Annotated in this window: 13 protein-coding genes; 1 reads left to right on the plus strand and 12 read right to left on the minus strand. The window is 38.0% G+C overall.

Annotation, left to right across the window (positions count from 1 at the left end; genetic code table 11):
* Positions 1-4 precede the first annotated feature (4 nt).
* The 12 genes from ACFQ19_RS12710 to ACFQ19_RS12765 all read right to left on the minus strand — a co-directional run bounded on the left by ACFQ19_RS12710 (position 5) and on the right by ACFQ19_RS12765 (position 14,296).
* Complete coding sequence (locus tag ACFQ19_RS12710) at positions 5-952, minus strand: ABC transporter permease (RefSeq protein ID WP_379592636.1); 948 nt, start codon at positions 950-952, stop codon at positions 5-7.
* A 78-nt stretch (positions 953-1,030) separates the two neighbouring features.
* Positions 1,031-2,650 (minus strand): extracellular solute-binding protein, encoded by a 1,620-nt coding sequence (locus ACFQ19_RS12715; protein WP_379592638.1) that lies wholly within the window; start codon positions 2,648-2,650, stop codon positions 1,031-1,033.
* Positions 2,651-2,722: 72 nt separating this feature from the next.
* On the minus strand, positions 2,723-4,336 hold the full coding sequence (locus ACFQ19_RS12720; RefSeq protein WP_379592639.1) for an extracellular solute-binding protein: 1,614 nt from the start codon (positions 4,334-4,336) through the stop codon (positions 2,723-2,725).
* A gap of 207 nt (positions 4,337-4,543) precedes the next feature.
* Entirely contained in the window at positions 4,544-6,133 is a 1,590-nt protein-coding gene (gene nagZ / locus ACFQ19_RS12725) for a beta-N-acetylhexosaminidase (RefSeq protein WP_379592641.1), read from the minus strand.
* Positions 6,134-6,165: 32 nt separating this feature from the next.
* A complete protein-coding gene (locus tag ACFQ19_RS12730; protein WP_379592643.1) occupies positions 6,166-8,043 on the minus strand; it encodes a beta-N-acetylhexosaminidase in 1,878 nt (625 codons plus the stop codon).
* 397 nt (positions 8,044-8,440) lie between these two features.
* Positions 8,441-9,169, minus strand: coding sequence for a YqjF family protein (locus tag ACFQ19_RS12735; RefSeq protein WP_379592645.1), 729 nt, complete (start codon positions 9,167-9,169; stop codon positions 8,441-8,443).
* 114 nt (positions 9,170-9,283) lie between these two features.
* On the minus strand, positions 9,284-10,192 hold the full coding sequence (locus ACFQ19_RS12740; protein ID WP_379592647.1) for a DMT family transporter: 909 nt from the start codon (positions 10,190-10,192) through the stop codon (positions 9,284-9,286).
* A gap of 591 nt (positions 10,193-10,783) precedes the next feature.
* Complete coding sequence (locus tag ACFQ19_RS12745; protein WP_379592649.1) at positions 10,784-11,617, minus strand: sulfurtransferase; 834 nt, start codon at positions 11,615-11,617, stop codon at positions 10,784-10,786.
* Positions 11,618-12,414: 797 nt separating this feature from the next.
* Positions 12,415-12,618, minus strand: a complete 204-nt coding sequence (locus ACFQ19_RS12750; protein ID WP_379592651.1) for a hypothetical protein — start codon at positions 12,616-12,618, stop codon at positions 12,415-12,417.
* Positions 12,619-13,172: 554 nt separating this feature from the next.
* Entirely contained in the window at positions 13,173-13,553 is a 381-nt protein-coding gene (locus ACFQ19_RS12755) for a retropepsin-like aspartic protease (protein WP_379592653.1), read from the minus strand.
* A 1-nt stretch (position 13,554) separates the two neighbouring features.
* A complete protein-coding gene (locus ACFQ19_RS12760) occupies positions 13,555-13,803 on the minus strand; it encodes a hypothetical protein (RefSeq protein WP_379592655.1) in 249 nt (82 codons plus the stop codon).
* Positions 13,804-13,933: 130 nt separating this feature from the next.
* Positions 13,934-14,296, minus strand: a complete 363-nt coding sequence (locus ACFQ19_RS12765; RefSeq protein WP_379592657.1) for a hypothetical protein — start codon at positions 14,294-14,296, stop codon at positions 13,934-13,936.
* Positions 14,297-15,172: 876 nt separating this feature from the next.
* Here ACFQ19_RS12765 and ACFQ19_RS12770 point away from each other — a divergent pair.
* A complete protein-coding gene (locus ACFQ19_RS12770; RefSeq protein WP_379592659.1) occupies positions 15,173-15,340 on the plus strand; it encodes a transposase in 168 nt (55 codons plus the stop codon).
* Positions 15,341-15,718 lie beyond the last annotated feature (378 nt).

Below are 15,718 nucleotides of genomic sequence, written 5' to 3' on the forward strand. Positions count from 1 at the left end.
CTCCTTACCATAGACTGTTGCCGCTTACCTTTCTGGCTGTATAATTAAACACGACTAACAATGCAATATTGATTGCTGAATCGAACAGCCCGATTGCCGCCGCAAAGCTGTATTGTCCTTCCAGCAGACCTGTTTGATACACAAATGTCTGGATGACATCGGATGTCTTGGCATTTAAATCATTTTGCATCAGCAGCACTTTTTCAAAGCCGACGGTCATAAAGCTGCCGATGTTTAAAATGAATAACACAACGATTGTCGGCAAAATGCTTGGGATATTAATATGGAAAATACGCTGCAGCCTCGATGCACCATCTACCTTAGCCGCTTCATGTAATTCCGGATTAACACCGGATAATGCTGCCAGATAAATAATCGAACCCCATCCGAGCGTTTGCCAGACACCAGACCATGTGAAAATGTGTCGGAACCAGCTTGGGCTCGTCAGAAAATCAATCGGATTTCCGCCAAAAACAACAATAAGGCGATTGACTAATCCTGTAGTCGGATCTAAAAAGATAACAATCATCCCTACAACTACGACGACGGAAATAAAGTGCGGCGCATAGGTTAATGTCTGGGCCCACTTTTTAAATACAGTATTCCTAACCTCGTGCAGAGAGAGTGCCAGAATAATAGGCAATGGAAATAAGATTAACTGATACGCACTTAAAACCAATGTATTTTTAAGCAGTCTCCAAAAATAATACGAATTAAAAAAACGCTCAAAGTGATCGAATCCTATCCAAGGGCTTCCCCAGATTCCAAGGTTGGCAAAAAAGTTTTTGAATGCAATCTGTACACCGTACATCGGTATATAATGCAATATGATAAAATACGTAACCGCCGGAAGCAGGAAGACATATATTTGCCAATTGCGGGCGAAGTTCTTTTTCACTTGATAAAATTTACTTTGGGCTGGGACCGAAACGTCATTTTTAACTCCCTTCATTCTTTAACCCCCTATTTATCGGTGTTTGAACTCCCCCAAACACCGATAAATTCAACTTCTGTTCAGGATGATAACCCGTTAATTTTCTTTATAGCGCTCATAGGCAGCCTGCTGGATTTCCATATATTCGTCATAGCCCATCTCTTGAATGGTTTCTACATAAGCATCCCATTCAGAGAAATCATTTTCTCCCGTAATAAAACCAGCCTGCATCTCTTCTACATATTTTTGTAAATCGGTTTCTAATACAGCGATACGATCATTTTCTTCTGCTGTATACGTAAATGCCGGCCAAATTTCATCAATCAAATACGGATCCAGCTGTTCCGCAGCTTCGACATCTGCCGGCGCATTTTCTGAACCGGTAAAGTATTCATCTGTAACGATGACCGGGTGATTACCGCCGGGATTGATAATATAGTTGGCAAGTGCCTGGGTCAGCGTTAAGCCGTCGGGATTATTTGTTATTTCTTCTGTTAATTCCGGTCCATCCGCTGTTTCTTCATAGGTTTCTCCTTCGATACCCATAAAGAACATCTTTTGGCCTTCTTCACTCCAGAAATAATCAATCCATCTTAACGTCGCTTCTGGATTTTCGTTTTCACTTGTGATTAGAAAGTTTCCTAATGAAAGAACCGGAGATGTTATTCCTGTATACATTTTTGTACCGTCTGGACCTTCTAATGCATTACCGGGGATAAACTGTTCCCCTACTTCTGTCCCGTATAATTCCATCGGGTTATAGAATTGTACAGCACCATAACGGTCATCTGCCGCACTTGCTAAATGTTGATCAACCTCTAAGGAATAAATATTTTGTTCAATCAGCTCTTCTTCGTAAAGTTTATTCAGATACTTCAACATTTCTTTATATTGGTCATCAATGGGATAGAAACGGATATCGTCTGTATCTGGATCGCTATCAATTAAGGTATGCAGCTGTCCGCGATTTTGAACGCCAAATGCTCCAGAAATCCAGTGAATGATACGGGACATTTCCGCTACACTGCTTAATGGAATTTCATCATTTTCTCCATTTCCATTTAAATCGGTTTCTTTCACCGCTTTTAAATATTCATAGAATTCTTCCGTTGTTTCTGGATTATCCATATCTAACTGTTCCAACCAGTCTCCATTTACCCAGCCTTTAGCACCAATTAATAAGGATGAAAAATCTGGTGAATATACAGTCGGAATGGAATAAATATTTCCATCCGGGAACGTTATTCCTTTTCGGATATCCGGGTTTTCATCCAACACTTTTTTAACGTTCGGTGCATACTCTTCAATCAAATCATTCAAAGGGATAAATGTACCTTGACTCCCATAGGTTTGAACATCGGAAATAGGCAAGTTGGCAGCATAGAAAACATCCGGCAAATCGCCGCTGGCAAGCGCCAGATTCCTTCTTTCTTCCAACCCATCTGCCGGCACCATATTCCATGTGATATCCATATTTGTCATTTCTTCATATTCATTCAAAAGTAAAACATCATTCCAATCATCCGCTGTTGTTGCTGCTTTTCCGGCAAATATTTCTAATTCAACCGCATCTTCCACAATGGGCATGCCATCTGTATTTAAGTTTTTTAACGCTTCTTCACTGCCGCCGACATCTTCCTTATCATCGTTATTACAAGCTGATAAAGCAATTAGTGGCACAGCCGCTAAGACAATGAATTTCTTTTTGATTTCCACAGGAAATACCTCCTTTTAATAAGGCGGAAAGAGGGAAGATTTCTTCCCTTTTCCACTTGTGAGGCTATTTATTTACTGTCCCTCTTCATAACGTTGAAGCGCTTTCTTTTGAATTTCCATATATTCATCGAGGCCCATTTCTTCCAGTGTTTTTACATAATTGTCCCATTCCTCAAAAGATGTTTCCCCTGTAACAAATTGTGCTTCCATCTCAGCAACGTACTTTTGAATATCTGCCCCTAAAGAATCCAAGGTTGCTTGCTCCTCTTCTTCATAGAAGAAAAACGGCCATGGTTCTTCAATCAAATAAGGAGCCATGTTTTCTGCGTTTTCGAGATCTTCCGGCTGAAATTCAGGCGCTGTCGAATATTCCGGATTTTCAATCACCGGATGTCCTCCGCCCGGATTAATGATATACGATGCCAACGCTTCTTGAACCGTTAACCCATTGGGATTATTGGTAATTTCTTCTGTTAACTCTGGGCCATCCGGCGTTTCTTCATAGGTTTCTCCCTCTAATCCCATGAAGAACATCTTCGCTCCTTCATCACTCCAGAAATAGTCAATCCACCTTAACGTTGCTTCCGGATTTTCATTCATATTTGTAATTGAAAAATGCCCCAAACTATTCACAGGTGAAATCACAGAAGTAAACTGCTTATCTCCATTCGGCCCTTCCAGCGCATTCCCAGGAATGTAACGGCCGCCCACTTCTTCTCCAAAATAGTCTTTTGGATTGAAGAAGTTCATCGCTGCGTATTTTCCTTCTATTCCATTTGCCAGAAAATGATCGACTTCAATCGAGTAAATATTTTGTTCAATCAAACCTTCTGTATACAGTTTGTTCATATATTCCAGCAATTGTTTATACTCATCCGCTGTACGGTAAAAACGCAGTTCTCCTGTGTCCGGATCTTCATCAATGGAAGGATGTAAAATTCCTTTATTTGATACACCAAATGCACCAGTAAGCCAATGAAATAAACGGTCCATCGACACACTGCTTAATGGAATTACTTCATTGCCATCAACGGATAATTCTTTTGCTGCTTTTAAATATTCATAGAATTCATCCGTCGTTTCCGGGTTATCCATCCCTGTTTCCTCCAGAATCTCTTCGTTTATCCACGGCTTATCATCCATCAAGGATGTTGGAGATTCCGGATCTCTCAATCGGGGGATGGCGTAGATATTCCCGTCTGGAAACGTGATTCCTTGTTTAATTTCTGGATATTCTTCCAGATAAGCCTTGATATTAGGGGCGTATTCATCAATCAAATCGTTAAGAGGGACAAAAATCCCTTGCTGGCCATATTTATATAAATCAGAATTAGGCATATAAGAACCATAGAAAAGATCGGGTAAATCACCGCTGGCAAGTGCTAAATTTCTTTTTTCTTCCAAACCATCAACCGGAACTTGATTCCAGTTCATATCGATATTCGTCATTTTTTCATATTCATTTAAAACAGGTACATCATTCCAATCATCTGCCGCTGAAGCTGCTTTTCCAGCAAATACATCGATTGTGATTTCTTCCTCTACAATTGGCATACCGTCTTGATTCAGATTTTCGAGCGCCTCTTCATTTCCCCCGGTACCTTCTTTTTCATCTTTACTGCACGCAACCAGCACGAATAAAAATGAGATACATAATAGAAATAAGATTCTTTTATTCTTTTTCACTCAAAAACCTCCTCGCATTATTTTTTATTTTCAAAAATCTCCGGCCAAGAAAAGCGCAGGACCCTACTGCTACTACACTTCCCCCATTCTGATGCGATAAACAACAGCTTTGGACTCCCCGCATCCCTATTCAGATCACCTTCCCCTCCCCCCCTTTCGTATTTCCTCCTTCACAGCTGATAAACAATGCAAGTTACTATGTTACTATCAAATATGGACCGGCAGCGTACCTTTCGCTTCTTCCCTGCCAAAAATCGCTCCAGCAGCAACCTGTAATGCAGGATAATTCCATTCATAGGTATTGATAAAGGCTTGCAGCTTGTTTAGATACTGAAAATCATATGGATTCCGCATACCGACTCCAACAATGTTGCTATTTTCTTTTACCAATTGATCAACAAGTGCGATAACGGGGCTATTTTTTGTGACGGTTACTGTCCCTAAAATGATATAATCCACCTGTTTAGCAGTGTAAATGAGTTCTTCCATTTCATGCTGCTGTATATTCTCGTTATAAACTTTCACAGATGCTTGAGGAACGTATTCTTTTATAGTTGAACCAAGTGATTTCTGTTGTGTATTTTTATCTTCTACTTGTGCCATAGGCCCATGAACTGGTTCCAACACAAGAATGTTTAACGGCTTCTCTCCTTTTAACGGCAATAACTGATCATTATGAACGATGGTGATACTTTCTCTATATACTTTCCCGGCTAACTGATGATGTTCCTTTGCCCCAACCATTTGTAAGGCGTTTTCTTTATTGGATAACGAGGCATCTTTCCAAGTTGTATACTTTTCTTTTAATAGCTGAATACGCTGAAACGAGGCTTCGATACTGGAAGTTGACAATGCTCCTCTTTCAACAGCAGCGGTAATTTCTTCTATCGTTCTTTTTTGCACTGGATACGTATGAGACACCATGACAAAATCAGTCCCTGCCTGTAACGCTTTTACGGCACCTTTTTCGGTTCCAATGGTATTGGATATTGCCTTCATCTCCATGCAATCTGTCGTAATCGCCCCTTGAAAGCCTATCTTTTCACGTAAAAGGTTTACGTAAACTTGCTTTGATAAGGTTGCAGGCGTATTTGCTTGCGGTTCAATTGCCGGAAAATAAACATGGGCAGTCATAACAGAATCCGCGCCAGCTTGAATACACGCCTGAAATGGAACTAATTCCACGTTTTCCAACTGGTCCATCTCATGGGATATCACTGGTAAATCTAAATGGGAATCGACACTTGTATCCCCGTGACCCGGAAAATGCTTTAACGATGTCATCACTCCGGCATCCTGTAGCCCTTTCATCATTGCTTCTCCAAATGCTGCCACCTTTTGAGGATTTTCATTGAAAGAACGGACACCAATAACTGGATTCTGTGGATTATTATTCACATCTAAGACCGGTGCCAAATTCCAATTAATCCCCAGCGCTTTTAACTCTCTTCCAGTGGCTAAACCGACCTCATAAGCATATTGTGGTTTATCCGTTGCGCCCAGTGCCATCGCCCCTGGAAAAGTTGTCATCCCTTGATGTATTCTGCTGACAACGCCATTCTCCTGATCCAGACAAATCAATAAGGGCTTCTCATATCCGGCAGCTTTTGCTTCTTTTTGTAAGCTGGATGTTAATTGAAGAACTTCATCCGGGTTCCCAATATTTCGGCTGAACAAGATAATGGAGCCGATATGATAATCATGAATCAATTCTTTTATTTCAGGTGTTATGGTTTTTCCGTTAAACCCGACGACGAGTAACTGACCTATTTTTCTTGCTAAAGCTTGATTGCTCACAAAACTTCCTCCTTCATTCTATTTCACAGAAATTATGATAAATTACCAGCTGTGACAATACGATGATATAAATTCCTTCCTAGTGACCCTGTCTGCATCGGATATGGGCCTTCAAAATAGAGCCGTTCTTCTTCCAGTTCATCGATTTTATTAATGTCTCCATCGATGTATTGATTGAGGCGGTACATCACTGTTTCTATCCGTGCGAGTACACCGCCATACCGAATCTCTATAATCTCCCAGCCGAAGGGTTTATTGAATGAAAACCATAAGGTGCGATGTGTTTTTCGCAATGTGTCCACACGTTCTTTAACTTCTTCTAAAATCGGAATCATTTCTTGAAGCCTCTCTCTATTTTGTTTATCATACGTTTCTTTTAAGTTCCTGCCTAATTCCGCTTTGATACTGAGTACATGGGATAATTGCCGGTAAAAATAAAATAATAAGCTCCAATCCGTATTTCTTTTTGCTGCTTGCTCCAATTTGGCTGCCAAAATCGCATAATGTTTGTTTAAGGAGAGACCTTTGATATTCTCATCATATAAACCAATCAATATATCTTGCCATAATAATAGCTTGGATGGATTAGAAGTCTGTAGATTATCTTTATCCACTCCAGGTGTTTCATCCAATTGATTAAAAAGCATAAAATCATCCAAATGAGCTCCTGTACAAAAATGAAATCGTTTCTGCAAATGCTCCTCTGAAAAAGTTGTATGATAAGCATGTTCGGCGAATAATTGTAAGACTGGCAAAGCGGTCATCATGGGTGTTTCTGCCCCATTATCGCCCCACATTGTCACGAAAATTTCCTGAACCTTCTCCTTTTTACACGCACGTAAAGCCGCTTCCGTTGTGACAAAAGCTTTGCCGTAGTTAGGTGAGATACCATTCCACGTCCACACGCCTCCTGCAAAAACGGGATTATCTTTTAACGCTTTATGCTTCCGAATAAATGTACGATAAAATTGTTCATCATCGTGATAATAATCCCAGTAGACAAGCTGCGTGTTCGGAATCGATGATACAACCGACTCTGGAATTTCCGATTCGACATCATAATATCCTCCATGCTTGGAACCAAGGCGAAAATACATATCACTCCAAATCATTGGCTGCAGTTTTTTGCTTTCTGTAATAGCTGTTACTTCTTGCAAATGTTTATTCATAATATCGAAGCGCTTTTCATATCCATGTTTATCCAAATACTTTCCTAACCCCAACTGGTGTGCTTCATCCATACCGATATGAATCCGTTTTGACTGAAAAGGGCGGCTTGCAGCTTCAATAAGGTGTTCTAAAAACGTATACGTAGCCTTGGCTCCCGCCAATAAAATATCTGCAGTATCCCGGATAGGAATAGCGTAGTTCCATTTCAAAGCTTCTGTTAAATGAGCCAGTGTTTGAATGCATGGAATCATTTCAATTCCTAAATTCGCTGCATACTGGTCACATTCTTTTAACTCTTCTTCTGTATATCTCCCACGCATATAACCAAAATAAGGATATTCCTTCACCGTATATGTATCTTCTGTATATACCATTAACGTATTTAACCCCATCATGGCTATGTTTCGTAATAGATTTTTTATCCCGTCCACCGTCATCACTGCATTTCGTGAGGAATCCAGCATCGCACCCTGCATCGTAAACTGGGGATATTCAACAAAGTTAAAATCTTTTTCTGCAGCAAAATGTTCCAGCCATAATCCAAGACCTCTAAAAAAGTGAATTTTTTCTTGAAATAAGATTTCACCTTCCTGATTTTCATTCTTCACAGAAAGAGGTCCTTTTCTTTGACTTACTTGAATGCGGTGTCCTTCTTTTGCTAATTCAATCCCCAAATCCTTTAAAAGCTGCTCTAGTCCTTTTTCCACTTGCGATATATCACCTGTTAAATGAAGTTTCATACCCGAACCAACCTCGCTTTTCTTTCATTTGGCATTTATCCGTTTCAGAACTTTATCGTACCTAGCTGTACTTCCCAAGCTGTTCCTTTTGGTTTGTATTAGAATATGCTACTGAAAATTGAAATAGAATATCAGATTTTCATTCAAAAAATTGTTATTCTGTTTTATCCTGAATAAGTGTTTATAAAATCTCAAGGGAATATAAATCGTTTCATGATTAAATGAAACGTATCCAAAAGATACGCCAGGTAACCTGCCGAAACAATAAAAAAGATGGCAGGATACGTTCCTGCCACCTTCATTTTCGTTGATTCAGATTTAAATGGTTATGAAATTCATGTATGGCTTACGTTTTAAACGTAAATGAGCTGTTCAAAATAATCTCCTGATCCATTCCTTACTTCACCTTTTTTATCATTCCATTGCGTGCAATTTTAGAACGGGCATAATGGATAACTGGATTCTCACCAATAACCGCTTGGGATAAAAAGGAATACAGAGCAAGCTTTTCTATATTTACCTTTGCATTTCTGACTTTCCACCGTTCATGCTGAATATCTCCGCGATATAAATGCTTCTTCTTATATGTCCAGAAAACATAGCGTTCCAGCAGCCAATAATCAAGACTCTGTCTTTCTGGGTAAAAAGCCTCTCCAACAGGCGTATAGCTTGCATGAAATACTGCAGGCAGGTTTCCTTTACGTAAGCTGTCTAGATGATAGGTATCTGCTGATTGTTTCATCTTCATATCTGCATGGAGAAAAGGAGCTTTTACTATTTTCCCTCCAAAAACAACAGATAATTTATTCGTATCCATCGTAAAAAAATAAACGCCTTTTTCCCCTTTTCGCTTCACATACGTCCTTACATTCAGCTGCAGCATCGGATGCTGATAAGGAATGGCTGGCAAAAAACGAAAACGGTTCTTACTTACTTTTAAAGCAACGATACTGATCCACGCCTGGTTATCGTATGTATCCAGCTCCAGCCCAACTGGAATCTGGCTTTCCAAAGCAACAGGCGATACTGGCAGATGAATAAATAATAGATGCTCCCATTTTTGAAGCAGAACCCATGGGGAAAGAAGAGAAGTACCTGCTTTTTGGTTTGTTTTTTTAATGATCATATGGATTTTTTCCTGTTCATGTTTTTTTGGATATATGCATACATTCCTTATTCTAAACAGCTTTGTACTCCATTATTCGCCTGCTTCAAAAATAGTACATCAGGATGCCTCAACCTACTTAGCAACAAACTTCCCTCTTCGCTTTAATAATACATACTCCAACGTTCCTGTTCCTACAAATATCCCGCACAGAATGAAAACAAATCCAATGACATGAAATAATGTTAGGCTTTCATTTAAGAACAGTACAGAACCAATTATCGCAAAAAGCGTATTCAGGTTCATAAACAGCGTAGTTTCTGCAGGCCCAACCTGCTTAATCGCTAAATTATAAATGATATGTCCAAAGGCCGTACATAACAGCGAACTAAAGAGAAATACCAGCCCCAGTTTCCATGAGAACAGCGGCGTTAAATCAGAAACGGGATTATCAAAAAACTGACTTGTCAGGAAGATAAAACCGGAGCCAAGGAAAAGCATAAAGCCTGTGCTCAGTATCGAATCGAAATCCTCATGGTATTTTCCAATTAAAATAAAGCTGAAGGCCTGCACCAAGACAGCCAAAAAGACAATCACATCTCCTATTGCTACACTGTGAAAACCGCCTCCTGAGCTCGTTGTAAGGAAAATACCAGCAAATCCTAAAACAAATCCAAATAAACGTAATTTCGGAACACGCTGTTTTAATAATAAAATCGCTAATAAAACGGTTAATAATGGTCCTGTTCCTAAAATCAAGCTGCTGTTCACACCAGAAGTATACTTTAACCCGACACTTAGCAGCGTATGGTGGAGGACAACATTAAATATACCGACATAAAGGATAACCTTCCATTCTTTTTTATTCGGCCACCGGAACAGACCCATAAAGAAACAAGTTAGCAGTACTGCAGCACCCGCAACAAAAATCCGAAGAGCGGTCACTAGAATCGGATCGATATCGGTCACTAAAACTTTAATAGCGGAGAGGTTAAATCCCCAAAATAGCATGACAATAAATAAAAGAATATGTATTTTTTTCAATTCAACACCTGTTTTCTATGTAAAATACAGAAAATTTTTAAACAACTATATCTTCTATTAAACTATCATATTAGGTGAGGAATTTCAAAAGGAGTATTTTTGATTTTCTCATTCTAAAATAAAGATTTACATCTGTATAAATTGAAGTAAAGATTTTGCCTTCTGGTATTCGCTCCGTATAAACACAACGCTTTCCATGGGCTTGCGATTAGCAAGCTTGAAGATAGATGGATCTCCTAATTTTTTATAGCCTTTCTGAACCCTTCCATCGTATTCGGAAACATTCCTATATAACGAGGATTCTTTTCCGCTATTTACCACAGTTACTGCAATTTTTTCTTAGAAACGTCTTAACCTACATATTTTGTGTTATAATCTATAGTAATGGCTCCTTTCGTATTATAGCTCTGTTTTAGTATTTCTACTAAAACAATCTACGATGCTACGAAATGGGGCCAGTTTTGTTTATAATAACTCCTCAAAAATAAGAAAAGCTAACAAAAGATAATCCAGTCGTTTGCATTATCTTTTGTTAGCTTGATAGATATTGAGATTAATCCCAATAAAAACACCCTTCTTACTTGCTAAGAATTACTTTTCGATAGGTACGCCAATCATGCTTCCCCATTCTGTCCAGGAACCATCATAATTTCGCACATTTTCATAACCAAGCAATTCATGCAGGACGAACCAAGTGTGTGCTGAGCGTTCTCCAATCCGGCAATAAGTGATTACGTTTTTATCGGGAGTTATTCCTTTCTCATTGTATAAATTCTTGAGCTCATCAGCTGATTTAAACGTACCATCCTCGTTTGTTGCAAGTTTCCAAGGAATATTGACAGCGCCTGGAATGTGTCCGCCTCGTTGCGCCGTCTCATTCATTCCCTGAGGTGCAATCAACTCACCAGAGTACTCTTGCGGAGTGCGGACGTCGATAAGAGCTGTGGTTGTATGAAGCGCTTCAGCCACATCAGATTGCAGCGCACGTTTGGATGCATCAGCTGTATTTACAGGATATTCAACAGGTTGGATTGTAGGAACTTCTGTTGTATAAGAACGGTTTTCTTCCTCCCATTTCACACGGCCTCCGTCAATCAACTTCAATTTAGAATGACCAAACATTTTAATTTGCCAGTAAGCAAAGGCTGCAAACCAGTTGTTATTATCCCCATATAGAACAATGGTAGTATCTGGGGTAATTCCCGATTGCCCTAGAAGATATGCCATTTGTTCCGGAGAAAGTATATCTCTGCGTACTTGGTCATTCAGTTGCGTCGTCCAATTCCATGCAATCGCAGTTTGGATATGCCCCAATTTATAAGCACTATTATCTTCATCCACCTCAACAAGCTGTACATCCGAATCCTCTTTGTGTTGATCTGCCCACTCTGTGGAAACGAGTGCATTCGTTTGATACTCTGCCATTTCTAAAATCCTCCTCATGTTTTGCAGTTATCTATAACATATAGTTTCGTCATCGATCTCTAAGAAACCTCCCAGGGTTAATTATTCAGAACGAAGGTGCGGCATCATGTTACCAATCAATTGACTCCCTGAAAAGTTGATTCCTTCTTGTCTGTCGATGTCAGCGAACCTGTGATGCTTACTTCCTTATACTGCTATTTACTTGTTATATATGTAATTCCACAAAAATGGAGTGTATAAACGCTTTGCCGTGGAAAACGTTGGGTATAGCAACGTATAAACGTGATGAAAATATATACGTATGTAACGAAGGAGGAATTCGGGGACAGCTATCACGACTAGAAATTTATACTTGTTAATTGGAATAATTATTATAGATATCCTAATATCCTCAATTGATCGACTCACGAATGAAACGACTTCTAAAGAAACTAAAAAAGAGACTCCGAAAAATTCGGAAGTCTCATGAATAACTTGCTTGATTTTTAGTAGAAGGCGGTCAAAATGCGGTCATTTATTTTTTACCGCTAAGACAATTGTTGCAAAGGGGCTTGAGCGAATGATTTACATCATTCCGCCTACAATCCAAACAAATCCACAGATTTTCAAAATGCCATTTCTTGTAGAAACTTTAAGTGATGATTAATTACTTAAAGTAAATTTATTTTCGTGTATATTCACAGTTGAATGCATTTTTTGTTAGTTTTAAAAACTAACAACACGTAACCTTTTGACCATTATAGTAAAAATACTTATTATTCCAGAAACCCACCCTATAACGTAATAACACGTGTAAATTAATTTTCTTGAGATTTTGATATGAAGTAATTTAAAGGTCCAGCAAAAATTAATCCTGCAGCAACACTACCTAAGAAAACTGCCGAATATGAAATTAATTCAATGTCACGACCTAAAAAGTAATCTGTAATAATGCGAAGGAAGGTAATAATAACTGGAAATCCTAGTGACCAAAATAACATTATTTTCAAACCTTTAGTCATCACACTGTCCCCTTATTTAATCCCTTTATATGTATCAACTCTGATAGACGCCTTCTCCCGCGAATACGCCCTTTTATTGGATAACGGCATCTTTATTTTATTTGCCTTCAACATCTTTCTTCTTACGCCTTCTAATTACTACAAGTGTTAAGAAAGTAATAACGAATATAACTATGTAACCAGTTATAATAATTCCAATCCCAAGCCAGATACCATTCTTCAAAGAGGCGAACAAACCCTCTTGCGGGTGGGATTAGTCTGAATACTAACTTAATAATAACAATAGCCAAAGCTATCATCGCAGCGTCCCTTACATTTCTCATTGATACACCGCCTTACAATACAGCAAAAACATAGTTCATTTCTGTTTATTTTTCAACTAAATAACCCAATACTGGCATAACACTGTTCGATTAACGCGCCCGTTTGCTTAAGATGCTTTATAGTCATCCGAATGTTAAACAAAAAGAGTTACCCCTGAAATGTATAACGTGAAGAAGACTTCAACAAGCTTTCTACTCTAAAAATAAAAGGAACCCCCTTTAGGATTCCCTTCAACCCGTTCTATTCATTTCAAGCTGTAATAAGTCTATAGTAAATCCTGCATGCATCAACAAATCTAATCCAAGTAATTCATTAATATCCTCATATCCAAAATCATTAAAATCGATTTCGATGTTTTCAATCGTATAATCACTGATTTGGATACTATCCACATTCTTTCTAAATGCATATTCTTTTCCACCAATTCCATAATAAGTGACAATCTTATCATGTGAATCAACCTGCATACCTATATCATCTACTGCGTTTTGTGAAATAAGTGTTCGAGCAGCTCCTGTATCAACTACCAAATTTTCGATCACTTTATTTTTCCCATTATACATTAGCGTCATATCCACTAGTAACAATCCATGTTTGTATTTTATTTTCATGTTAGTAGTATCTCCTTAATCCTACATCTTGTCGGAATTCAAGCACAATATTTTCATGGGAAGTGTGATAAACTAAATCTTCATCTTTTGATTTTAAAAGTTCTTTTGTTGCTGATTCATCTGCTAGAGGTCTTATAACAGCCACATCTTCAATAATCTCTTGATAGTTTTCAATATGAGACGATAGTACTTTCAGTTTAACAAATTGATCCGGGTACATATTTCTAACTTCTGGCCATTTCAATTCCACCGCCCCTTTCATTTAACATTATTATATCACTATTTTGACATTTACCATAGAACTTCATAATAAATATTGTCGCAAATCCTTTTTAGGGAAAAACGCCCTCTTCTGGAATAGTAAAAATCGACAAACAGAATTATTTAAGACGGTTGTCCAGGGAATCAATTGCCAGTTTAATCGCAGTTAGACGACGCTCATTTACTGTTTTTTGAGGACTACCTTTTTTCGCTTTAGCTATCTGTTTTTCGATAGATGGAATGATACTTTGTAAAATATCTTTAGAAGTCGAAATGATTTCTTTATCATAGAAAAATTCCCTTTCATTCCAAGCGTTTTCGAGGCTTTCTAAACCGACTTTCACAGCATTTCGTCTCTTTTTGACAGGGATTGTATTAGAACCTTTCTCGGTTATACTTTTATATGCATTTGAAAGTTTATTGAAGGTCGACTCCAAGGATTTAATGGACAAATCTTGAACTTCTCGGCTTACAGTCTTCATATACGATTCACCTTTTTAAAAATAATCCAACTGTTAAATATTTCTAATTAGACAATCTGGCCCGATTGTTGAAATAAAAGAAACCAACATATCTGCATAATTAAATCATACTTTATTTTAAAGAATAAACCAGCTAAAATAATTATGTAAACGAATAGAGATTTTATGCACTTTTTTTTTTTGGGTTTTAAAAGCTAATTCACAATCTTTACAATAAAGGTAACGAAAAACCCTTTCTCTTCATTTAAAGCCTTGCAACATGTAATCCGTCTTCCACACACGAAGACGTAATGATCTTCACATTGCAGAACCTATCGTTTATTTTGTAAAGTTTTCTCTATCAGTTAACGTACAAATGACAACAATATGTTATAATAAAATGTAATAGACTGGCTTCGCGTGAGGGGTTGGGCAGCAAGTCGCTTGTCGGTAGTCTTTGGGTCAATGGGAGACTTCCCGGGGAGGGAGGTGCTTGCCTATGGATATTGAAAGTACGTTAACGCTAATGATATCTTTCGGGATGTTAGTGGCGATTATCGTTTCTGATAATAACCATAAAAAATAACCCCTCCAATGCGTTCGCTGCGCGCTGAGGGATTATTTTTTCTGATGCCGCCTAGCCCCTCTTGTTGGGGTTCAGTCTATTCGGCCGCTCATGTAACAGCATGGGCGGTCGTTATTATTTTATGACTTTCTATATTTATTATACCACATTTTTAACAAATGTACACTTTTACATGCTTAACTAAATATTCAAAAACATTTGACACCTCATTCATTTGTACATAGTCACGCTTTACTACTTATGAAGCTGGTTATATAACGTATCCGTAGGCTTGGACAATAAAATTCAATTAATAAAATAATACTAATGCCATGAGTAAAAAAAGAAAAAGATACAGTTCATCAGAAAAAGCACAGGTCATTTTGGAAATATTAAGAGAGGACAGCACTATTAATGAAATTGCACAAAAGCACGGTATAAGCCCACACTCCAAACAAATACGTACATTTTCAATAAGCCATTTTCTTGTATGGTATTAAGTAATTTTAATTACTGAAAACTAACTTATTTTCGTATATATTCACAGTTGAATACATTTTTAGTTAGTTTTTTAAAACTAACAACAAAACCTTTTACCTATCGCAGCAAAACGACTTATTATTCCAGAAACTTGCCCAAATCTTGAATAGTCTAGTAAAAACTCTTTACATTTATTAAACAATCGCGCCTGATTGCGGTATAGTTATGCTATATTTTTGAAATGGCTAACACAGCCTTATTTTAAGGAGATACCTCTAGCACATCAAAAACAACTATATCATCTTTATAAATACATTTGAATATCAAAAAAGCCCGCCTCTCATTATTCAAACAAGAATAACAAGAAGCGGGCTTCTCTCTATAAGTTAATTATAATA

Origin of the sequence: Oceanobacillus locisalsi (genome assembly GCF_042675985.1) — a bacterium.
In the GTDB taxonomy this organism is placed as follows: Bacteria; Bacillota; Bacilli; order Bacillales; family Amphibacillaceae; genus Oceanobacillus; species Oceanobacillus locisalsi.